Consider the following 21,324-nt stretch of genomic DNA (forward strand, 5'->3'; position numbering starts at 1 on the left):
CGCAACAATGGCTAAGGTATTCGCAATCGCGAACCAGAAAGGTGGTGTGGGCAAGACCACCACCTGTATCAATCTCGCCGCCTCGCTGGCCGCGACCAAGCGTCGTGTGCTGCTGATCGACCTCGATCCGCAGGGCAACGCCACCATGGGCAGCGGTGTGGACAAGCACGAGCTCGAGCACTCGGTCTACGACCTGTTGATCGGGGAATGCGACCTGGCCCAGGCCATGCATTACTCCGAGCACGGTGGTTTCCAGTTGCTGCCGGCCAACCGTGACCTGACAGCCGCCGAAGTGGTGCTGCTGGAAATGCAGGTCAAGGAGAGCCGCCTGCGCAACGCCTTGGCGCCTATCCGCGAGAACTACGACTACATCCTCATCGATTGCCCTCCGTCGCTGTCGATGCTGACGCTCAACGCCCTGGTCGCTTCAGATGGCGTGATCATCCCGATGCAGTGCGAGTATTACGCACTGGAAGGTCTCAGCGACCTTGTGGATAACATCAAGCGCATCGCCGCCCGGCTGAACCCGGAGCTGAAGATCGAGGGCCTGCTGCGGACCATGTACGATCCGCGCCTGAGCCTGAACAATGATGTCTCGGCGCAGCTGAAGGAGCACTTTGGCCCGCAGCTGTACGACACGGTCATTCCGCGCAACATTCGCCTGGCCGAGGCCCCGAGCTTCGGCATGCCGGCCCTGGCCTACGACAAGCAATCGCGAGGCGCGCTGGCTTATCTGGCCCTGGCCGGGGAACTGGTACGCCGTCAACGCCGTCAATCACGCACTGCACAAACAACTTAAGGAATCCGTATGGCCGTCAAGAAACGGGGTCTCGGACGTGGGTTGGATGCACTGCTCAGTGGTCCTTCCGTCAGCGCGCTCGAAGAGCAGGCTGTGAAGATCGACCAGAAAGAACTGCAACACCTGCCGGTCGAGCTGATCCAGCGTGGCAAGTACCAGCCGCGCCGGGACATGGACCCGGAGGCGCTGGAAGAGCTCGCGCACTCGATTCGCAACCATGGCGTGATGCAACCGATCGTGGTGCGCCCGATCGATGGCAACCGCTACGAGATCATCGCCGGTGAGCGCCGCTGGCGCGCCACCCAGCAGGCTGGCCTGGACAAGATCCCGGCGATGGTCCGCGAAGTGCCCGACGAAGCCGCCATCGCCATGGCGCTGATCGAGAACATCCAGCGCGAAGACCTCAACCCGTTGGAAGAGGCGCTGGCCCTGCAGCGCCTGCAGCAGGAGTTCGAGCTCACCCAGCAACAGGTGGCCGATGCCGTGGGCAAGTCGCGGGTGACGGTGGCCAACCTGCTGCGCCTGATCACCCTGCCTGACGCGATCAAGACCATGCTCGCCCATGGCGACCTGGAGATGGGGCACGCCCGTGCATTGCTCGGCCTGGAAGAACACCGCCAGGAAGAGGGGGCGCGTCATGTTGTCGCACGTGGCCTCACCGTGCGCCAAACCGAGGCACTGGTTCGTCAGTGGCTCAGCGACAAACCTGATCCGGTCGAACCGAGCAAACCTGATCCGGATATCGCACGCCTTGAACAGCGGCTCGCAGAGCGCCTGGGCTCGGCCGTGCAGATCCGCCATGGCAACAAGGGCAAAGGCCAATTGGTTATTCGCTACAACTCGCTTGACGAGTTGCAAGGCGTGCTTGCTCACATCCGCTGAAACAATTCCCGTTGTAGCGCGCAGTCGGAAATCACTACCGAATAGTTGAATAGGGGTTAATCCACCCCTATACTCTGCGCGCATTTTGTCGGCACAAATTATGCCAAGTCATAACTGACTTGCTGGTCGACTTCCGAGGAGCAGTTGTGATGGAAATCCGCACGCCAAACCGCCTGCCTTTCCATCGCTGGGCGGTTTTCCCGGTACTGCTGGCTCAATTCGTCGTACTGCTGCTGGCAACGTTGGTGTTGTGGCAGTGGAAAGGGGCGGTCAGTGGATATTCAGGCCTTTGCGGAGGTTTGATTGCCTGGCTACCCAATGTGTATTTCGCCTGGAAGGCATTTCGCTTCAGCGGGGCCCGGGCGGCACAAGCCATCGTCAAGTCGTTCTACGCTGGCGAGGCAGGCAAGATGATTTTGACGGCAGTGCTTTTTGCACTGACCTTCGCAGGAGTGAAGCCACTGGCGCCGTTAGCAGTATTCGGCGTCTTCGTGTTGACCCTTTTGGTCAGCTGGTTCGCGCCCCTGCTGATGAATAAAAGACTTTCGAGACCTTAGGGCGTTTGAGGCAACCATGGCAGCAGAAACCGCTTCGGGCTATATCCAGCACCACTTGCAGAACCTGACCTACGGTCAACTACCAGACGGCAGCTGGGGCTTCGCCCATTCGGCTGCAGAAGCCAAGGCAATGGGCTTCTGGGCGTTCCACCTGGACACCCTGGGTTGGTCCGTCGCGCTGGGTCTGATCTTCCTGTTCATCTTCCGCATGGCGGCCAAGAAGGCGACTTCCGGCCAACCTGGCGGCCTGCAGAACTTCGTAGAAGTGATGGTGGACTTCGTCAATGGCAGCGTGAAGGACTCCTTCCACGGCCGTAGCCCGGTAATCGCTCCGCTGGCGCTGACCATTTTCGTCTGGGTATTCCTGATGAACGCCGTCGACCTGGTACCGGTCGACTGGATTCCTCAGCTGGCCATCCTGATCTCCGGTGACCCGCACATTCCGTTCCGCGCCGTGTCGACCACCGACCCGAACGCGACCCTGGCCATGGCCTTCTGCGTGTTCGCCCTGATCATCTTCTACAGCATCAAGGTCAAGGGCCTGGGCGGCTTCATCGGTGAGCTGACCCTGCACCCGTTCGGCAGCAAGAACATCTTCGTTCAGATCCTGCTGATTCCGGTCAACTTCCTGCTGGAATTCGTCACCCTGATCGCCAAGCCGATCTCGCTGGCACTGCGTCTGTTCGGCAACATGTATGCCGGCGAACTGGTGTTCATCCTGATCGCTGTAATGTTCGGCTCCGGCCTGCTGTGGCTCAGCGGCCTGGGTGTGGTGCTGCAATGGGCGTGGGCTGTGTTCCACATCCTGATCATCACCCTGCAAGCTTTCATCTTCATGATGCTGACCATCGTCTACCTGTCGATGGCTCACGAAGATAACCATTAAGACCGCCTGGCGTGTCTGATAGCCTTCCCCGCCTGTTCGGGGGGAGGGCTTAAAAAGTCCGCAAGGGCATGCTGTACCAAACGATTTGTTTTACCGCTTCAAACTAAAAACCTAACCAATACGACGTAAAAGTCGGGAGGAAAGATGGAAACTGTAGTTGGTCTGACCGCTATCGCTGTTGCTCTGCTGATCGGCCTGGGTGCTCTGGGTACCGCCATTGGTTTCGGCCTGCTGGGCGGCAAGTTCCTGGAAGGCGCTGCTCGTCAACCAGAAATGGTTCCGATGCTGCAGGTTAAAATGTTCATCGTTGCCGGTCTGCTCGACGCCGTAACCATGATCGGTGTTGGTATCGCTCTGTTCTTCACCTTCGCGAATCCGTTCGTTGGTCAGATCGCCGGCTAATCACTCGTCACCACGAGTTGATGGCTGTATGAATTAAGACCGAGCGAGGTGTTGGCGTGAACATTAATGCAACCCTGATTGGCCAATCCGTTGCTTTTCTGATTTTTGTACTCTTCTGCATGAAGTATGTGTGGCCTCCGGTCATCACTGCCCTGCAAGAGCGCCAAAAGAAGATTGCCGACGGCTTGGACGCTGCCAACCGCGCAGCTCGCGACCTGGAGCTGGCCCAAGAGAAAGCGGGTCAGCAACTGCGTGAAGCTAAAGCACAGGCAGCCGAAATCATCGAGCAAAGCAAGAAACGCGCTGCTCAGCTTGTCGAGGAAGCCCGTGATCAGGCCCGCGTCGAAGCTGACCGTGTGAAGGCTCAGGCTCTGGCCGAGATCGAACAGGAACTGAACAGCGCTAAAGACGCCCTGCGCGCCCAAGTGGGTGCCCTGGCCGTTGGTGGTGCTGAAAAGATCCTTGGCGCCACAATCGATCAAAACGCGCATGCGGAGCTGGTTAACAAACTGGCCGCTGAAATTTAAGCGAGGGCGATCATGGCAGAACTGACCACGTTGGCCCGACCTTACGCTAAGGCTGCCTTTGAGCATGCCCAGGCCCATCAGCAACTGGCCAATTGGTCAGCCATGCTCGGCCTGGCTGCTGCGGTGTCGCAAGACGACACCATGCAGCGCCTGCTCAAGGCCCCGCGACTGACGAGCGCAGAAAAGGCCGCCACGTTCATTGACGTGTGCGGTGACAAGTTCAATGCACAGGCACGGAATTTCATTCATGTTGCCGCGGAAAACGACCGTCTCCTGCTTCTGCCGGAGATTGCCGCCCTGTTCGACCTGTACAAGGCCGAGCAAGAGAAATCCGTGGACGTGGAAGTCACCAGTGCCTTCGCGTTGAACCAAGAACAGCAAGACAAACTCGCCAAGGTTCTCAGTGCACGGTTAGGCCAGGAAGTGCGCCTGCACGCGTCGGAGGATGCCAGCCTGATTGGCGGCGTCGTCATCCGCGCTGGTGACCTGGTAATCGATGGCTCTGTTCGCGGCAAAATCGCGAAACTGGCCGAAGCATTGAAATCTTGAGTTTGAAGGGGCAGCAGAGCAATGCAGCAACTCAATCCTTCCGAAATTAGTGAAATCATCAAGGGCCGCATCGACAACCTCGATGTGAGCTCCCAAGCCCGTAACGAAGGTACCGTTGTTTCGGTATCCGACGGTATCGTGCGGATCCACGGTCTGGCCGACGTCATGTACGGCGAAATGATCGAGTTCCCTGGCAGCGTATTCGGCATGGCCCTGAACCTGGAGCAAGACTCCGTAGGTGCAGTGATCCTGGGTGCCTATGACACCCTCGCCGAAGGCATGAGCGCCAAGTGCACCGGTCGTATCCTGGAAGTTCCGGTCGGCAAAGGCCTGCTGGGCCGCGTCGTCGACGCTCTGGGTAACCCGATCGATGGCAAAGGTCCTCTGACCACCACCGAAACCGACGCGGTCGAAAAGGTCGCTCCAGGCGTGATCTGGCGTAAGTCGGTAGACCAGCCTGTACAGACTGGCTACAAGTCCGTCGACGCCATGATCCCTGTCGGCCGTGGCCAGCGTGAGCTGATCATCGGTGACCGTCAGATCGGCAAGACCGCCATGGCCATCGACGCCATCATCAACCAGAAAGACTCCGGTATTTTCTGTGTTTATGTTGCTGTCGGCCAGAAGCGTTCCACCGTTGCCAACATCGTTCGCAAGCTGGAAGAAGCCGGCGCCCTGGCCAACACCATCGTGGTCGTTGCCAGTGCTTCGGAATCCGCCGCACTGCAGTTCCTGGCGCCATACGCCGGCTGCACCATGGGCGAGTTCTTCCGTGACCGCGGTGAAGACGCCCTGATCGTTTACGACGACCTGTCCAAGCAGGCCGTTGCCTACCGTCAGATCTCCCTGCTGCTGCGTCGTCCACCAGGACGTGAAGCGTACCCAGGCGACGTGTTCTATCTCCACTCCCGTCTGCTGGAGCGTGCATCGCGCGTTTCGGAAGAGTATGTCGAGAAGTTCACCAACGGCGCAGTCACTGGCAAGACCGGTTCCCTGACCGCCCTGCCGATCATCGAAACCCAGGCTGGCGACGTTTCCGCGTTCGTTCCGACCAACGTGATTTCCATCACCGACGGTCAGATCTTCCTGGAATCGGCCATGTTCAACTCGGGCATCCGCCCAGCAGTGAACGCCGGTGTTTCGGTATCCCGCGTAGGTGGTGCCGCTCAGACCAAGATCATCAAGAAACTGTCCGGTGGTATCCGTACCGCTCTGGCTCAGTACCGTGAACTGGCTGCATTCGCCCAGTTCGCTTCCGATCTGGACGAAGCGACCCGCAAGCAGCTGGAGCATGGTCAGCGCGTTACCGAGCTGATGAAGCAGAAGCAGTATGCGCCGATGTCCATCGCGGACATGGCTCTGTCGCTGTACGCCGCTGAGCGTGGCTTCCTGACTGACGTAGAAGTCTCCAAGATTGGTAGCTTCGAGCAAGCACTGATCGCCTTCTTCAACCGTGATCACGCTGAACTGATGGCGAAGATCAACGTGAAGGGTGACTTCAACGACGAAATCGACGCAGGCCTGAAAGCCGGTATCGAGAAGTTCAAGGCCACCCAGACCTGGTAAGCCGCAGCGGGGGCTCAGGCCCCCGCTTGCTAACCTGATAGGTGATACATGGCAGGCGCAAAAGAGATTCGCAGTAAGATTGCGAGCATCAAAAGCACGCAAAAAATTACCAGCGCCATGGAGAAAGTGGCGGTCAGCAAGATGCGCAAGGCACAAATGCGCATGGCTGCTAGCCGTCCTTACGCGGAGCGTATCCGCCAGGTGATCGGTCATCTGGCCAACGCCAACCCGGAATACCGCCACCCGTTCATGATCGAGCGCCCTGTAAAGCGCGCCGGTTATATCGTGGTGAGCAGTGACCGTGGTCTGTGCGGTGGCTTGAACACCAACCTGTTCAAGGCCCTGGTCAAGGACATGAACGAAAACCGCGAACAGGGCGTGGAAATCGACCTGTGCGTGATCGGCAGCAAGGGTGCGACTTTCTTCCGCATCTTTGGCGGCAACGTCGTAGCCGCGATCAGCCACTTGGGCGAAGAGCCATCGATCAACGATCTGATCGGCTCCGTCAAAGTGATGCTGGACGCCTACCTGGACGGCCGTATCGATCGCCTCTCGGTGGTTTCGAACAAGTTCATCAACACCATGACCCAGAAGCCAACGGTCGAGCAATTGGTACCGTTGGTGGCAACCCCGGATCAGGATCTCAAGCATCACTGGGACTACCTGTACGAACCCGACGCAAAAGAGCTGCTGGACGGCTTGATGGTGCGTTACGTGGAGTCGCAGGTGTACCAGGCGGTGGTCGAGAACAACGCTGCTGAACAAGCGGCCCGGATGATCGCCATGAAGAACGCCACAGACAACGCCGGTGATTTGATCAAAGAGCTTCAGTTGATCTACAACAAGGCGCGTCAGGCTGCGATCACCCAGGAGATCTCGGAAATCGTCGGCGGCGCTGCCGCGGTTTAACGGTTCAAATATTCAGAGGATCCAGCTATGAGTAGCGGACGTATCGTTCAAATCATCGGCGCCGTCATCGACGTGGAATTCCCACGTGACGTCGTGCCGAGTGTTTACAACGCGCTGAAAGTACAAGGCGCGGAAACCACCCTGGAAGTTCAGCAGCAGCTGGGCGACGGCGTGGTTCGTACCATTGCGATGGGCTCGACCGAAGGCCTGAAGCGCGGTCTGGAAGTCGTTGACTCCGGCGCTGCCATTTCCGTTCCTGTTGGTAAGGCCACCCTGGGCCGTATCATGGACGTACTGGGCAACCCGATCGACGAGGCCGGCCCGATCGGCGAAGAAGAGCGTCGCGGTATCCACCAGCCAGCGCCTTCGTTCGCTGACCAGGCAGGCGGCAACGACCTGCTGGAAACCGGCATCAAGGTTATCGACCTGGTTTGCCCGTTCGCCAAGGGTGGTAAGGTTGGTCTGTTCGGTGGCGCCGGTGTCGGCAAGACCGTAAACATGATGGAACTGATCCGTAACATCGCCATGGAACACAGCGGTTACTCCGTGTTCGCTGGTGTGGGTGAGCGTACTCGTGAGGGTAACGACTTCTACCACGAGATGAAGGACTCCAACGTTCTCGACAAGGTAGCGCTGGTCTACGGTCAGATGAACGAGCCACCAGGAAACCGTCTGCGCGTAGCGCTGACCGGCCTGACCATGGCCGAGAAGTTCCGTGACGAAGGTAACGACGTTCTGCTGTTCGTCGACAACATCTATCGTTACACCCTGGCCGGTACCGAAGTATCCGCACTGCTGGGCCGTATGCCTTCGGCAGTAGGTTACCAGCCGACCCTGGCTGAAGAGATGGGCGTTCTGCAAGAGCGTATCACCTCCACCAAGGAAGGTTCGATCACCTCCGTTCAGGCCGTATACGTACCTGCGGACGACTTGACCGACCCGTCGCCTGCGACCACCTTCGCCCACTTGGACGCCACCGTCGTTCTGTCCCGTGACATCGCCTCCCTGGGTATCTACCCAGCGGTCGACCCACTGGACTCGACTTCGCGCCAGCTGGACCCGAACGTGATCGGCAACGAGCACTACGAGACCGCTCGTGGCGTTCAGTATGTTCTGCAGCGCTACAAAGAGCTGAAAGACATCATCGCGATCCTGGGTATGGACGAACTGTCCGAAGCCGACAAGCAACTGGTAGCCCGCGCTCGTAAGATCCAGCGCTTCCTGTCGCAGCCGTTCTTCGTGGCCGAAGTCTTCACCGGTTCGCCAGGCAAGTACGTTTCCCTGAAAGACACCATCGCTGGCTTCAGCGGCATCCTCAAAGGTGACTACGACCACCTGCCAGAACAAGCGTTCTACATGGTCGGCAGCATCGACGAAGCGATCGAGAAAGCCAAGAAACTGTAATTCCTGCGCCCCGCAAGGGGCGCTATCAGGTTGAGGCAAGCAGATGGCTATGACAGTCCATTGCGATATCGTCAGCGCGGAAGGAGAGATCTTCTCCGGCCTGGTCGAGATGGTAGTTGCGCACGGTAACCTAGGTGATCTTGGTATCGCTCCGGGTCACGCGCCGCTGATCACCAATCTCAAGCCTGGTCCGATCACGCTGACCAAGCAGGGTGGCGCCCAAGAGGTGTTCTACATCTCTGGTGGTTTCCTCGAGGTTCAGCCGAACATGGTCAAGGTGCTTGCCGATACCGTGCAACGTGCTGCAGACCTGGATGAAGCTCAGGCTCAGGAAGCCCTCAAGGCTGCCGAGAACGCCCTGAATCTGAAAGGCGCGGACTTCGACTACGGCGCCGCCGCCGCACGTCTGGCCGAGGCCGCAGCTCAGCTGCGTACCGTCCAGCAAATGCGCAGAGGCAAGTAATCGGCCCTCGGCTGATAGCTTCTGTTGCGATTGAGTAAAAGGGTAGCCTCGGCTACCCTTTTTCTTTTTCTGATTTCTCTCCCCCCGGTCATTTCACTGACCACCCAGGATTGGTAGCCAGTAATGTCACTCGATATCGTTATTCTCGCCGCCGGACAAGGCACCCGCATGCGCTCGGCGCTGCCCAAGGTGCTGCACCCGGTTGCCGGCAACTCCATGCTCGGCCATGTTATCCACAGCGCGCGCCAGCTGCAGCCGCAAGGTATTCATGTGGTCATTGGCCATGGTGCCGAGCTGGTTCGCGAGCGCCTGGCCGCCGACGACCTGAACTTCGTCATGCAGGACAAGCAGCTGGGTACCGGCCATGCGGTTGCCCAGGCATTGCCGGCCTTGACCGCCGAAACCGTGCTGGTGCTGTACGGTGATGTGCCGTTGATTGAAGTGGAAACCCTGCAGCGTCTTCTGGCGAAGGCCAACGAGCAGCAGCTGGGCCTGCTCACGGTGACCCTCGACGACCCGACCGGCTATGGCCGCATCGTGCGTGACGAGCAGGGCAAGGTGACCGCCATCGTTGAGCACAAGGACGCCAACGATGAGCAGAAAGCAATCAAGGAAGGCAACACCGGTATTCTGGCCCTGCCAGCCGCGCGCCTGGCCGACTGGATGGGCCGCCTGTCGAACAACAACGCTCAGGGCGAGTATTACCTGACCGACGTCATCGCCATGGCTGTGGCCGATGGCCTGGTGGTGGCTACTGAACAGCCGCACGACCCGATGGAAGTGCAGGGCGCCAACGACCGTCGCCAGCTGTCCGAGCTGGAGCGCCACTACCAGTTGCGCGAAGGTCGTCGCCTGATGGCCCAGGGTGTGACCCTGCGCGACCCGGCGCGCTTCGATGTCCGCGGTGAAGTGACCGTTGGCCGTGACGTGCTGATCGATATCAACGTGATTCTCGAAGGCAAGGTGGTCATCGAGGACGATGTGCAGATCGGCCCGAACTGTGTGATCAAGAACACCACCCTGCGCAAAGGTGCAGTGGTCAAGGCCAACAGCCACCTCGAAGGTGCCGTGATGGGCGAGGGCAGCGATGCCGGCCCGTTCGCCCGCCTGCGCCCGGGTAGCGTGCTGGACGCCAAGGCCCATGTGGGTAACTTCGTCGAACTGAAAAACGCCCACCTCGGGGAAGGCGCCAAGGCCGGTCACCTGACCTACCTGGGCGATGCCGAAATCGGTGCACGCACCAACATCGGCGCCGGCACCATCACCTGCAACTACGATGGCGCCAACAAGTTCAAGACCGTGATGGGCGAGGACGTGTTCATCGGCTCCAACAACTCGTTGGTAGCGCCTGTGGAAATCAAGGCTGGTGCGACCACAGCTGCCGGTTCGACTATCACCCAGACCGTGGAGGCAGGCGACCTGGCGGTGGCTCGTGCGCGTCAGCGCAACATCTCGGGTTGGAAGCGGCCGGAGAAGATCAAGAAGAGCTGAGTTATACACAGCTGTTTCGATCGAAAGCCGACTTATGTAAATAGGTCGGCTTTTTATTTTGCGGCATATCGCAGCCTCTGTAGGAGCGGCCTTGTGTCGCGACGGACTGCAAAGTAGGCCCGACAATTTCTGTGTTGCCTCGAAAACCCCTGGGGCCGCGCTGCGGCCCATCGCGACACAAGGCCGCTCCTACAGGGGCCGCGCCAGTGCAGAGAGAATCTATCCACAGGGCAGTGACGACTTGACGAATCGCTCATCTTAGGTTTTGATTGCCATCATTATCTTTCGAATCGAAACTTAAGCGCTCATGTCGAAACGAAACACCCCGCAGCGGCGGCACAACATCCTGGCTTTGCTCAGCGAGCAGGGCGAGGTGAGTGTGGACGCGTTGGCCAAGCGTTTCGCTACCTCGGAGGTCACCATCCGCAAGGACCTCGCTGCCCTGGAAACCAATGGCCTGTTGCTACGGCGTTATGGTGGCGCGGTCCCGGTGCCTCAAGAGCTGCTCGGTGAACCTGCCCAGCCGGTGTCTTCCTATAAAAAGGCGATCGCCCGCGCTGCTGTGGCGCGTATCCGCGAACATGCGCGCATCATCATCGACAGCGGCAGCACCACGGCAGCCATGATCCCCGAACTGGGCCGCCATCCTGGCCTGGTGGTGATGACCAATTCGATGAACGTGGCCCGCGCCATCTGCGACCTTGAACACGAGCCGGTGCTGCTGATGACCGGTGGTACCTGGGACCCTCATTCCGAGTCGTTCCAGGGCCAGGTGGCTGAGCAGGTGTTGCGCTCTTACGATTTCGACCAACTGTTCATAGGCGCCGACGGTATCGATCTCGGCCGCGGCACCACCACCTTCAACGAACTTCTCGGCCTGAGCCGGGTCATGGCCGAAGTCGCCCGCGAAGTGATCGTGATGGTCGAATCGGACAAGGTAGGGCGCAAGATCCCCAACCTCGAGCTGCCCTGGGGCAGCGTGCACACCCTTATTACTGACGAACGCCTGCCCGCAGCGGCACGCGAACAAATTCAAGCCCGCGGCATCAACCTGATCTGCGCCGCGATCAGCCAGGAGCAATAAACCATGTGTGGAATCGTTGGTGCCGTCGCCGAGCGCAACATCACAGCCATCCTGATCGAAGGCCTCAAGCGTCTTGAGTACCGCGGGTACGACAGCGCCGGCCTGGCCGTCCTCACCCAGAACGGTGAACTGCAGCGCCGTCGCCGTATCGGCAAGGTCAGTGAACTGGAAGCCGCTGTTGCTGCTGAGCCACTGGCCGGCCAGCTGGGCATCGCCCACACTCGCTGGGCCACCCACGGTGCGCCGACCGAGGGCAACGCCCACCCGCACTTTTCGGGCAATGAAGTGGCCGTGGTGCACAACGGCATCATCGAGAACCACGAAGAACTGCGCGAAGAGCTGAAGGGCCTTGGCTATGTCTTCACTTCGCAGACCGATACCGAAGTCATCGTCCACCTGATCCACCACACCCTGAAGAGCATTCCGGACTTGACCGATGCCCTGAAGGCTGCGGTGAAGCGCTTGCATGGTGCTTACGGCCTGGCGCTGATCAGTGCCAAGCAACCTGACCGCCTGGTAGCCGCACGCAGTGGCAGCCCGCTGGTCATCGGCCTGGGCCTGGGCGAGAACTTCCTGGCGTCCGACCAGCTGGCCCTGCGCCAGGTCACCGACCGCTTCATGTACCTGGAAGAAGGCGACATCGCCGAAATTCGCCGTGACCAGGTCTCCATCTGGGACCAGGATGGCCACAAGGTCCAGCGCGAAACCGTGCAGTACCACGAAGGTGCCGAAGCTGCCGACAAAGGTACCTACCGCCACTTCATGCTCAAGGAAATTCACGAGCAGCCAAGCGTGGTGCAGCGCACCCTGGAAGGCCGCCTGGGCAAGGACAACGTGATGGTCCAGGCCTTCGGCCCGCAGGCTGCCGAACTGTTCGCCAAGGTGCGCAACGTGCAGATCGTTGCCTGTGGTACCAGCTACCATGCCGGCATGGTCGCCCGTTACTGGCTGGAAAGCCTGGCCGGGATCCCGTGCCAGGTCGAAGTAGCCAGTGAGTTCCGTTACCGCAAGGTGGTGGTGCAGCCGGACACTCTGTTCGTCTCCATCTCGCAGTCTGGCGAAACCGCCGACACCCTGGCCGCACTGCGCAACGCCAAGGAGCTGGGCTTCCTCGGCAGCCTGGCGATCTGCAACGTCGGTATCAGCTCGCTGGTGCGTGAGTCGGACCTGACCCTGTTGACCCTGGCCGGCCCGGAAATCGGCGTGGCCTCGACCAAAGCCTTCACCACCCAACTGGTTTCGCTGATGCTGCTGACCCTGGCCCTGGGCCAGGTGCGCGGTACCCTGGAAGCTGGCGTCGAAGCCGAGCTGGTTGATGAACTGCGCCGCCTGCCGGCCCGCCTGGGCGAAGCCCTGGCCATGGACGCCACCGTCGAGAAAATCGCCGAGCTATTCGCCGACAAGCACCACACCCTGTTCCTCGGCCGTGGTGCGCAGTACCCGGTGGCGATGGAAGGTGCGCTCAAGCTCAAGGAAATCTCCTACATCCACGCCGAAGCCTACCCGGCAGGCGAGCTGAAGCACGGCCCGCTGGCGCTGGTGGACAACGACATGCCAGTGGTAACCGTTGCGCCGAACAACGAACTGCTGGAGAAGCTGAAGTCCAACCTGCAGGAAGTACGCGCCCGTGGTGGCGAGCTGGTAGTGTTTGCCGACGAGCAGGCCGGCATGACAAATGGCGAAGGTACCCACGTGATCAAGGTGCCGCACATCGCCGACGCCCTGGCGCCGATCCTGTATACCATCCCGCTGCAGCTGCTGTCTTACTACGTGGCCGTGCTCAAGGGCACCGACGTGGACCAGCCGCGTAACCTGGCCAAGTCGGTTACGGTCGAGTAAGCCAGAAGCCAGGGGCGCTTTGCTGTTTTTGAATAATAAAGGTTGTCACAAAACAATAAAGGTTGTCACAACGTAATAAAGGTTGTCACAAGGCAGGCTCCGACCGCACATCGGGCCGGAGCCAGGCCTTGAAGATTCGGGTGACAATCCTCTACGCATCGCTGTGACTGTTGTCCTGGCTGAGCCCGCTCTCTGGCGTGTCCTTTTTGCACGACACCCTTCCTCGTCCTGGTCGAGCGGGTCGCCCAATCATGAGCGTCTCGAACATGGCATCTGTGCCCATAGCTCCGGTCAAGGCCGCGCATCGCTTGCTGATGACCCAGTCAAAAATAGATAAAAAAATTCAATCGGGTCGTGGAAATGGAGTGAGAGATTCCTATAAGCCATGGATCAAGGTGTGGGATATCAAATCAAAGGGTGTCTCTCATATGATTGCGGGAGTAAAAATTCATCGCACTCACCACCTGCTGTCCAATGCAGAGCGAGATTACCTCACTGTTCTTGAGCATAATGCCTCGATCATCGATATTCGAGAGCAGTATCCTCTGCTGACACAGGCTGAGACCCAAGCAATTGCCTCAAGCATTAACTGTAGGCACCCTGTATATCCTGGCACGCAAATACCTGTCGTTATGACGACGGACTTTCTCATTACCTTTTTGGATTCCTCTGGCGAAGCCAGGCTAGCTGCTCGCTCAGTGAAATATCGAAAAGAATTAGAGCAGGCTGATCTTCATGCGCGGAATCGAATAGCTGAAAAGCTAGCCATTGAGAAAAAATACTGGGCAATGAGGGGCGTGGACTGGAAGTTGGTCCTGCACGAAAACCTCTCGAAGATAAAGTTAGCAAACCTCAGGATTCTCAGGACATACGCCAGTATCCATCCCTCTTTGCCGACGGAGAAGAACATCGGCAACTTGCTTGAATACATCGAGGGGGCAAATACTGATCAAATACCGTTAAAAGTTCTTTTTGATAAGGCGTCTCGTGACCTATACATTGAGTATATGGGCGTAAAGCGCCTCTTTCATCACCTGCTATGGATCGGTCGTTTAGAGTCTGATCTTACCTCGAAAGTAATAAGCTTGTCGCAGCCGTTGCACGTATGGCCGAGCCAAAGGTCAGCGGCTTTGTCTCTGCCAAGCGAGGTTTCCCATCATGCTTGATCTTAAAGTCAACAGCATTGTTACTCCTGGAGTAGAACCTAGCCTACTAAAAAAAGTGGTTAGGATATTAGGCATAAATAATGATTCTGTTATTGTAATTGAGCTGAGTACGAATCCCAGCAAGCCGTGGCCGATTGACAAGTCCGTTTTGATTGACGATATTGATTCAGGGCGCGCAGTCTTAAGTCCAGAAATGGTCCCTTTACATCTGCTCAGATGCGATGATGAAATTAGTGAAAATGAAAAAGCTAGCCGTAATCGAAATTGGAACCTTTTAAGAGGTTTAGTAGAAGATCGCTCCGCCTTGGAAATTCTTGGGCCGGGATTCGGGGGGCTTGTTGCTAGGCATGCCCTAGAGACAGGAGTAGAGCGTAAGCAGATATACCGGCTTTTATACCGCTACTGGAGCATGGGTCAGACACCTAACGCGTTTCTTTGGAACACTAGCGCTTGCGGTGGACGAGGGAAGAAAAAGGATCGATCCTCAGGCATTATCCCCGGTAGGCCGCGTAAGTATCTTGGTGTCGTTGTTAATGATGGTGGGGCCATCACGCTCGAGCAGCGCCATCTCTCTCATATCCGTTTAGCTTACGGGCGGGTCGCCAGCGGCAAATGCGGCACCCTGAAAGATGCCCATAAGTGGATGTTAAACAAATTTTATAGAGAAACTCTCCCAGATGGCTCGAAAGGGAATATTGTACGCGGCAGTTACCCGACTACTACCCAGCTTAGATATCACGGTAAATTGTTTTTCGATGATCTTTATAAACTCAAGGTGCGTGGCGGTTCTATCCGATACAACAAGGATCATCGTGCTATCGTTGGCTCAGCGTCTCAAGGCCTGATGGGGGCAGCCCACCGATACGAGATAGATTCCACCATCGCTGATGTCTATTTAGTGCATCGCGTTAACAGGCTATGGCTCATTGGGCGCCCCATACTTTATGTGGTCGTCGATACCTATACTAGAATGATTGTAGGGATTCACGTGGGCCTTGAGGGACCCAGCTGGAACGGGGCTCGACACGCGATATACAACGCTTGCACCCCAAAGGTTGAGTTTTGCAAGCGATACAATGTTGATATCGATGAGGCTGACTGGCCATGCTCGCACCTGCCAGTCGAAATTGTTGCTGACCGGGCAGAGCTTCTAAGCGAGGCAGGGGCAACGCTATCGCAAAGCTTGGGGCTAGCGGTGGAAATTTTGCCTCCCTTCAGGCCTGATTGGAAAGGGATCATTGAGAGCCGCTTCCGTCTCATCAATGAACACCTCGACTTGAAATTTATCCCAGGCGGAGTGGATGCTCGCAAAATGGAGCGTGGCGATAGGGACTACCAACTCGATGCGATTTTGGATATCGACGAGTTCACCGAAATGGTTATTGTAGGAGTCTTGGCGCACAATAAAAGCCTACGAATACCACACCTTTTAAATCGCGAGATGATTGCTGACGGTGTAGAAGCAACGCCTATTGCGGTTTGGAATTGGTCGAAGGCTAATAGTCCAATAAATTCAAAAGTGGTATCTCCGGCTGAGTTGAAAATTGCCTTATTGCCATCTCAGGAGTGTCGTATCAGTCGAGGCGGTATTGTTTTCCAAGGAGTACAGTATACATGTCAAACAGCATTGCGTGAGGAGTGGTTGGAGCGCTCGCACAACCTGCGGACGAAATATGTTCGAGTATTCTATGATCCTAACTCTATTGAAAATTGTTGGATCAAGTCCGAAGCAGGTTTTGAGGCTTTAACTATTGTACCGCAGCAAAGGCAGAAATATGGTGGACTCCGTATGGAGGAGGTTCTTGATATGATCCATGTCCTGAACCAGGTTTCGCCGGATGCTCGTTATGACAGTGATAATACTGCGGCGCTGGTAAGGGGGCGGCAAGAGGAAATCCTTGACCGTGCCAAATCCAAACGTGCCGCGCAGGGTGACCCGAAATCGAATGCAGATTTCAAGCGGGACAAACGTGCCAAGCGTGCTACCGAAGCTCAGACCGAGCGCGATTCCCATACCGCTGATCTGAATCAGCTACGCGTTGTGGATAACACGTCTCCTGTGGCAGAAAATTCTAAGCTAGTCACCGGCAGGCCCAGTTCCGCGAGAAGCGCGGCGTTTCTAAAACTAGTGGTCAGCGAGGGAAGCGAGGCTGAGACATGAACGATTTGACCTTCTCCCCCGCAGAATACATTCCTACAGGCATGCCTCAGTACGATGGGAACCCGCTGATCGAATGCTTGCCTAGAATTCTTTCGGATGTTGATGTGGTCAGACGCGTTGGGAACCTCCCGCCAAAGCCCGACGAGGCCGAACGAGCGTTGCCCCCGAAGCTTCGCGGCCACGGGATCAACCGGCTGAAAGATGTTGTGGTTCCATTTGAAATCCACCTGCGTCTTGAAGACCTCTTCAGCCAGCTGATTCGGTACGGATATACGGGCCGCAATCCTCTGTTGGCCTCCTCTGTTAGGCATCGGTTGCCTTCCTCAGCGGAAGCCAAGGGCCATGGATTCATGTCTACCGCTGAGACGATGACCCTCATCGGCCTGAGTGGTATGGGCAAGACCACAGCGCTTAATTCCATAGCAAGGCTTTATCCGCAGGTTATCAGTCACAGCAGATATAAAGACGCGATTCTCATCGAAACCCAGGTTGTATGGCTAAAGATTGAGTGTCCTCATGACGGCTCGTTACGCGGTTTTTGTGCAGCATTCTTCTCGGCACTGGATGCTGCGTTAGGAGTCGAAAAATACTCGCGAAGAGGTGGTGCCGCCAACAGCATCAGCGTAATGCTCCAGCACATCAGTCAGCTGTGCAAAACCTTTTTCATCGGTGCTTTGATAATTGATGAAATGCAGCATCTTTGCTCGTCGCGAGGGGGGCAGGATCGTGAAAAGTTGCTGAATTTCTTCGTAACTTTATCCAACGATGCGGGCGTTCCGCTCGTCTATGTAGGTACCAACGCAATGCTTCCGCTATTTTCTGGTGTGCTGCGCAATGCCCGAAGAGCGGCGGGAATGGGGCCAATCGCTTTTGACCGATTCAGCGAAGACGATCCGTTTTGGGAGCACTTGGTGTCCCAGCTCTGGGCCTATGACTGGACGGCATCCTGCGCTCCCCTGACGAATGAGCTCCTGTCCAAGATCTATGATCTCACTCAGGGCAATACAGATTTCCTAGCGAAACTGCTTATGCTTGCGCAGCGCCATGTAATTTGGGAGGGCATCGACACCATTACGCCAACGGTGCTTCAGCAGGTGTATGACAATCAAATGAGGCTTTTGCACAAGCCCATCGAGGCCCTACGAAGCGGTGATCCTCTTCAGATTGCTGATTTCGAGGACATGATGCCTACAAAAGACCAAATCGCCCAGATGATGAGCTACGACTTGGCTCGCCGGGCGGACAGGGCTCATCTTTCGCTACTTACACAAGCCGCGATTACTCCTCCACCTCTAGCCAAAGATAAATCGGTGCCGAAGGCTCCAAGTCGTACGGTCGTACCGGTTGCTGATGGCGCGTTAACTAACGTGCATTTTTCGAAGGACGAAGACCTTCAGGCTCAGCTCGAACAGCGCGGCTGGGTAGATAGGGATTCTTCCTGGTGACATGAGGCAGGGGAGTTCAGGGCAGTGGCTAATCTTCTGTTCTTTCCAAAGCCGTTTCCGGATGAGTCGCTCTATAGCCTGGCCGTGCGCTATCACAAGCTAGCGGCGAATCCGGGATACCGTGTGACAAGCCAAGAGCTCTTCGGCAGCTACTCGCGTACATGCGGTTCTATCCTGCCGTGCTGCTTAGGGGCTCTGTCTGAGCGTCTGGGAGGTGCCATCTCCGTAGGAGAGCTGATCGAGCGCTTCACACTTTTACCGCTTTATTTGCCTTTTTTAAATGACGAGAAAGGCCGCGATGCCGCCGTTCTAATGGGCGGTAATCGAGGTACAGGCCTCAAGATGGCCTTGGGCATTACAGCATCGCGCTTCCTCCAACACGCCTCGTTTAGGTATTGCGAGAGCTGCGTGAGAGAGGACACTCTGGAGTGCGGCTTAGCCTATTGGCACCGTATTCACCAGGCTTCGGGCGCTTGCATCTGTCCACGCCACCGCGAAGTACTACAAGCAATGAGATTTCCCGGAGGGGCAGACTGGCGTTGTATGTTGCTTCCGGGGGAATCTGCTGGAACGCCGGTTATGGACTGCGGTGACCACACTGGGGCCTTTGCCATTGCCCGCATGCAGCTATGGGGACTCGACCATCCCGATGAGATGAAAACGATTCAGGCTGGAAATTTGCTCAGGAACCGTTTGGACGAGATGGGTTTTATCAGGTCTGGACGAATTAGAGAGCAGATGCTGAGAAATTTCTTAACCAGGCGACTTCGGTGTAGTCCTAGCGCCGCCGAGTTTGAAGAAATGGTCAGGTCCGCTGACTGGGTCTTTCAGATGTTGCGGCGACAAGGTCGAATCGTGCAGCCCTTAAAATTCTATTTTCTGTGTTGGCTCCTTGATCTAGGGCTGGAACATCTGAAGACCTACCGTCTAGAGGCCAATATTTGCGCCGGTGTTGTGGTCCGGCGTGATAAATCGGAGAACCTCATGCATGACGATGACCTTCACGCCCGGCGAATAGCCTTTGCAAAAAGTGCGAACCTCAAATGTCATGACAAGCCGGGTTATCAGTGGTTGTACCGCAACGACAGGGAATGGTTGGCCCGTTATGTTGCTGCGAACCCCTACCACAGAGATCGAAGAATTTTGGTCGATTGGCAATCCAGGGACTCGGCCCTTGCATTGCAGCTCGCTAAAGCGAGGACGATCATTCTTTCTGTAGACGGAAAGCCTCAGCAGGTCACCCGTGCTGCTCTATGCAGGCGTGTCAAAAACGGTCCCGCTTTCCTCAAAATGCCACAAAACTTTCCGATGAGCATAAGGTTGATGGCGGATTTGCTTGAGTCTACTCATGACCACCAGCTACGTAAAATCCGGTGGGCAATTCGAGAATACTCTCTGACTGAAAACTGTGCCATGAGTGTTCTCTACCGTTATGCAGGAATACGGATATCTCGCGTGTCCGAAAATGAAGTCTTTACGCAGATACGTGACGATATGGATTAGTTTTATTGGCCTCGTACAAAAGCTTAATAAATATCGTTCTTTTCTTCTCTCGCAGGACGTCTTGCTCATACTTATTATTAATCAAGTTTAAATAGTTTTTAGCGGTGTAGCACCCCAGAAACACATAGATAGGATATTTATTGCTGGTAGAAATATTTGCAGTGGTAAGTTTCGAATCTATTCCCATTTCTTTGTTGATAAGTTTGGAAATATTCAGCTCGGTTTTTTCGAATGCGCAAGTTCGATTTATCATGAGACTTGCATACGCGACAAAGTCTGCTATTCCATCATTGATCATCGGGCCGCGATAGTCCAAAAGATCTGCGACAAATTGTGCGTACATATGACGGGTTGATCCGAACTCTCGTTTTTGACGTCTTGGCCATTTGTCGTGTTTGCTACACTTGGCTAGGTGACCAATATCGTGCTTTTTAAGTGGCATTGAGCAGGACGGACACGTCTCGATTAGAGTGCAGGCATGAGTACTGCAAACCTGTACGGAACCCAACACGTGCCTGCAATGAATATAGGGGGTTCCGCAATTATCCAGGTCTTCGCGAACACAATCTGGACAAACTTTTTCCCAAGTCTTCGGTGTGACGATTGCGGTCGCTCGATGACGCCCGAGGGCAGCTATCATAGGATGCAAAGTGTGATTGTTCAGAACTAATTCCGAAATTTTGTGTTCGTCTAGTAGCTTTGGGTAATAAAATTCTTGATGCGGCCGCCACTCTGTTTGCAGGGGACTTAAGGTTTTATTTACCCCGAAGCCAATACGAGGTATCGGTTTTATATAGAAATCTTCAGTTTTTAGCGATTTAATACCTAGAAGCTCATTGCCTCGCTTAAGCGCTGATGCGATATATTCTCCAGGTAATGGTGCGAAAATTTTCATGAAATAAGGTTCTGATACACGTTGCTAGACGAGCGGTATGCCATTTTAGTTAGAAGACACCGGTATCGCATCCACATTAGTGATCGTGTTGGGCTAAGGTGTAAAGGTGAAAGGGCGTCGGACGAGCTTGGGAATCAAAATGGCTCTAGTCTGGCAGCCAACGCACAAGAGGAGGTCGATGCAGTGAATCCTACAAGCACGCGCCCACCTGTTGAATCGCAGGCCTTTCCACCAACGTTCCACCTACTTCATACCCACCCTGACGAGTTGAGCCAGCTGGAGCTCCTGCGTCTAATCCAAACAGGATTCATTTTCAGCGACGTGAAGTGCATGGTCGAGTCATCGAGCCTGTTCAAGGCTCGTAACCTCGTCGGGCGAATCACAGGAAGATCGACCAGAAGCATTCACCGTCTGAGCCTTCCAGTTCAGGCCCATCGCCTGGATGCCCAGCAGAGCGCGGTGGCGTTCCAATATGCGAAAGGACTGGAGCTTGCATCGAAGGTATTTGGCTCTCAGATGCTCGCGGAGCAGTGGCTTTGTCGGCCGTGCGGTCATTTGATGGGTTTTGTACCCTTCGAAATGCTCGACACGTCGCTCGGGTTCAGCGTGGTAGCGGACTATCTTGAGCGTCTACGCTTGGGTGTCTACCAGTAGTTTGCCTAAGGGGGAATTGGTTTGCGGTGAAGACGCAACGCTACCTTCTTCTGCAAGCGGGACTTACAACCTTGTAATCCCCGTATCACTCAATTGACAGCGACAAAACCTGGACTTGCCCCTTCAAAACCGGATACCAACT

Annotated in this window: 20 protein-coding genes; 19 read left to right on the forward strand and 1 reads right to left on the reverse strand. The window is 56.2% G+C overall.

All coding sequences use genetic code 11. The features are described 5' to 3' along the window. Nucleotides 1-7 precede the first annotated feature (7 nt). From ACLCGK_RS05005 to ACLCGK_RS05090, 18 genes are all read left to right on the forward strand, one after another. Complete coding sequence (locus ACLCGK_RS05005) at nucleotides 8-799, forward strand: ParA family protein (RefSeq protein ID WP_012274913.1); 792 nt, start codon at nucleotides 8-10, stop codon at nucleotides 797-799. A gap of 9 nt (nucleotides 800-808) precedes the next feature. Next, nucleotides 809-1,681 carry a ParB/RepB/Spo0J family partition protein gene (locus ACLCGK_RS05010; protein ID WP_003260029.1) on the forward strand — a complete coding sequence of 291 codons (873 nt, stop codon included), beginning with the start codon at nucleotides 809-811 and terminating at the stop codon, nucleotides 1,679-1,681. 149 nt (nucleotides 1,682-1,830) lie between these two features. Next, entirely contained in the window at nucleotides 1,831-2,238 is a 408-nt protein-coding gene (locus ACLCGK_RS05015; protein ID WP_008092225.1) for a F0F1 ATP synthase subunit I, read from the forward strand. Between the two features lie 16 nt (nucleotides 2,239-2,254). Next, the gene (gene atpB / locus ACLCGK_RS05020; RefSeq protein ID WP_003260030.1) at nucleotides 2,255-3,124 is read left to right on the forward strand and encodes a F0F1 ATP synthase subunit A; all 870 of its coding nucleotides are present in this window, start codon (nucleotides 2,255-2,257) and stop codon (nucleotides 3,122-3,124) included. 144 nt (nucleotides 3,125-3,268) lie between these two features. After that, nucleotides 3,269-3,526 carry a F0F1 ATP synthase subunit C gene (gene atpE, locus ACLCGK_RS05025; protein WP_003097235.1) on the forward strand — a complete coding sequence of 86 codons (258 nt, stop codon included), beginning with the start codon at nucleotides 3,269-3,271 and terminating at the stop codon, nucleotides 3,524-3,526. A gap of 56 nt (nucleotides 3,527-3,582) precedes the next feature. Beyond that, nucleotides 3,583-4,053, forward strand: coding sequence for a F0F1 ATP synthase subunit B (locus tag ACLCGK_RS05030; RefSeq protein WP_003260032.1), 471 nt, complete (start codon nucleotides 3,583-3,585; stop codon nucleotides 4,051-4,053). A gap of 12 nt (nucleotides 4,054-4,065) precedes the next feature. After that, nucleotides 4,066-4,602, forward strand: coding sequence for a F0F1 ATP synthase subunit delta (locus tag ACLCGK_RS05035; RefSeq protein WP_003260034.1), 537 nt, complete (start codon nucleotides 4,066-4,068; stop codon nucleotides 4,600-4,602). 21 nt (nucleotides 4,603-4,623) lie between these two features. After that, nucleotides 4,624-6,168, forward strand: a complete 1,545-nt coding sequence (gene atpA / locus ACLCGK_RS05040; RefSeq protein ID WP_013974906.1) for a F0F1 ATP synthase subunit alpha — start codon at nucleotides 4,624-4,626, stop codon at nucleotides 6,166-6,168. Between the two features lie 48 nt (nucleotides 6,169-6,216). Continuing rightward, on the forward strand, nucleotides 6,217-7,077 hold the full coding sequence (gene atpG, locus ACLCGK_RS05045) for a F0F1 ATP synthase subunit gamma (RefSeq protein WP_013974905.1): 861 nt from the start codon (nucleotides 6,217-6,219) through the stop codon (nucleotides 7,075-7,077). Nucleotides 7,078-7,104: 27 nt separating this feature from the next. Continuing rightward, on the forward strand, nucleotides 7,105-8,481 hold the full coding sequence (atpD, locus tag ACLCGK_RS05050) for a F0F1 ATP synthase subunit beta (RefSeq protein WP_013974904.1): 1,377 nt from the start codon (nucleotides 7,105-7,107) through the stop codon (nucleotides 8,479-8,481). A gap of 43 nt (nucleotides 8,482-8,524) precedes the next feature. Continuing rightward, nucleotides 8,525-8,944 carry a F0F1 ATP synthase subunit epsilon gene (locus tag ACLCGK_RS05055; RefSeq protein ID WP_003260039.1) on the forward strand — a complete coding sequence of 140 codons (420 nt, stop codon included), beginning with the start codon at nucleotides 8,525-8,527 and terminating at the stop codon, nucleotides 8,942-8,944. 123 nt (nucleotides 8,945-9,067) lie between these two features. Further along, a complete protein-coding gene (gene glmU / locus ACLCGK_RS05060; protein WP_410951405.1) occupies nucleotides 9,068-10,435 on the forward strand; it encodes a bifunctional UDP-N-acetylglucosamine diphosphorylase/glucosamine-1-phosphate N-acetyltransferase GlmU in 1,368 nt (455 codons plus the stop codon). A gap of 307 nt (nucleotides 10,436-10,742) precedes the next feature. Then, nucleotides 10,743-11,519, forward strand: coding sequence for a DeoR/GlpR family DNA-binding transcription regulator (locus ACLCGK_RS05065; protein WP_015268400.1), 777 nt, complete (start codon nucleotides 10,743-10,745; stop codon nucleotides 11,517-11,519). A 3-nt stretch (nucleotides 11,520-11,522) separates the two neighbouring features. Beyond that, on the forward strand, nucleotides 11,523-13,358 hold the full coding sequence (gene glmS, locus ACLCGK_RS05070) for a glutamine--fructose-6-phosphate transaminase (isomerizing) (protein ID WP_410951406.1): 1,836 nt from the start codon (nucleotides 11,523-11,525) through the stop codon (nucleotides 13,356-13,358). Between the two features lie 266 nt (nucleotides 13,359-13,624). After that, complete coding sequence (locus tag ACLCGK_RS05075) at nucleotides 13,625-14,524, forward strand: TnsA endonuclease N-terminal domain-containing protein (protein ID WP_410951448.1); 900 nt, start codon at nucleotides 13,625-13,627, stop codon at nucleotides 14,522-14,524. Next, nucleotides 14,517-16,685: a transposase gene (locus ACLCGK_RS05080; RefSeq protein WP_410951407.1), complete on the forward strand. Its 2,169-nt coding sequence runs from the start codon at nucleotides 14,517-14,519 to the stop codon at nucleotides 16,683-16,685. The genes ACLCGK_RS05075 and ACLCGK_RS05080 overlap by 8 nt, the downstream gene beginning before the upstream one ends. Beyond that, complete coding sequence (locus ACLCGK_RS05085) at nucleotides 16,682-18,130, forward strand: ATP-binding protein (RefSeq protein ID WP_410951408.1); 1,449 nt, start codon at nucleotides 16,682-16,684, stop codon at nucleotides 18,128-18,130. The genes ACLCGK_RS05080 and ACLCGK_RS05085 overlap by 4 nt, the downstream gene beginning before the upstream one ends. A 24-nt stretch (nucleotides 18,131-18,154) precedes the next feature. Then, on the forward strand, nucleotides 18,155-19,633 hold the full coding sequence (locus ACLCGK_RS05090; RefSeq protein WP_410951409.1) for a TnsD family Tn7-like transposition protein: 1,479 nt from the start codon (nucleotides 18,155-18,157) through the stop codon (nucleotides 19,631-19,633). Here ACLCGK_RS05090 and ACLCGK_RS05095 read toward each other — a convergent pair. Then, the gene (locus ACLCGK_RS05095) at nucleotides 19,605-20,528 is read right to left on the reverse strand and encodes a TniQ family protein (protein WP_410951410.1); all 924 of its coding nucleotides are present in this window, start codon (nucleotides 20,526-20,528) and stop codon (nucleotides 19,605-19,607) included. The genes ACLCGK_RS05090 and ACLCGK_RS05095 overlap by 29 nt on opposite strands. 330 nt (nucleotides 20,529-20,858) lie before the next feature. On the opposite strand from ACLCGK_RS05095, the gene ACLCGK_RS05100 reads away from it, so the two are divergent. Next, nucleotides 20,859-21,182: an antitoxin Xre/MbcA/ParS toxin-binding domain-containing protein gene (locus ACLCGK_RS05100; protein WP_410951411.1), complete on the forward strand. Its 324-nt coding sequence runs from the start codon at nucleotides 20,859-20,861 to the stop codon at nucleotides 21,180-21,182. The last annotated feature ends 142 nt before the right edge of the window (nucleotides 21,183-21,324 follow it).

This window comes from Pseudomonas sp. S1(2024) (genome assembly GCF_046557535.1).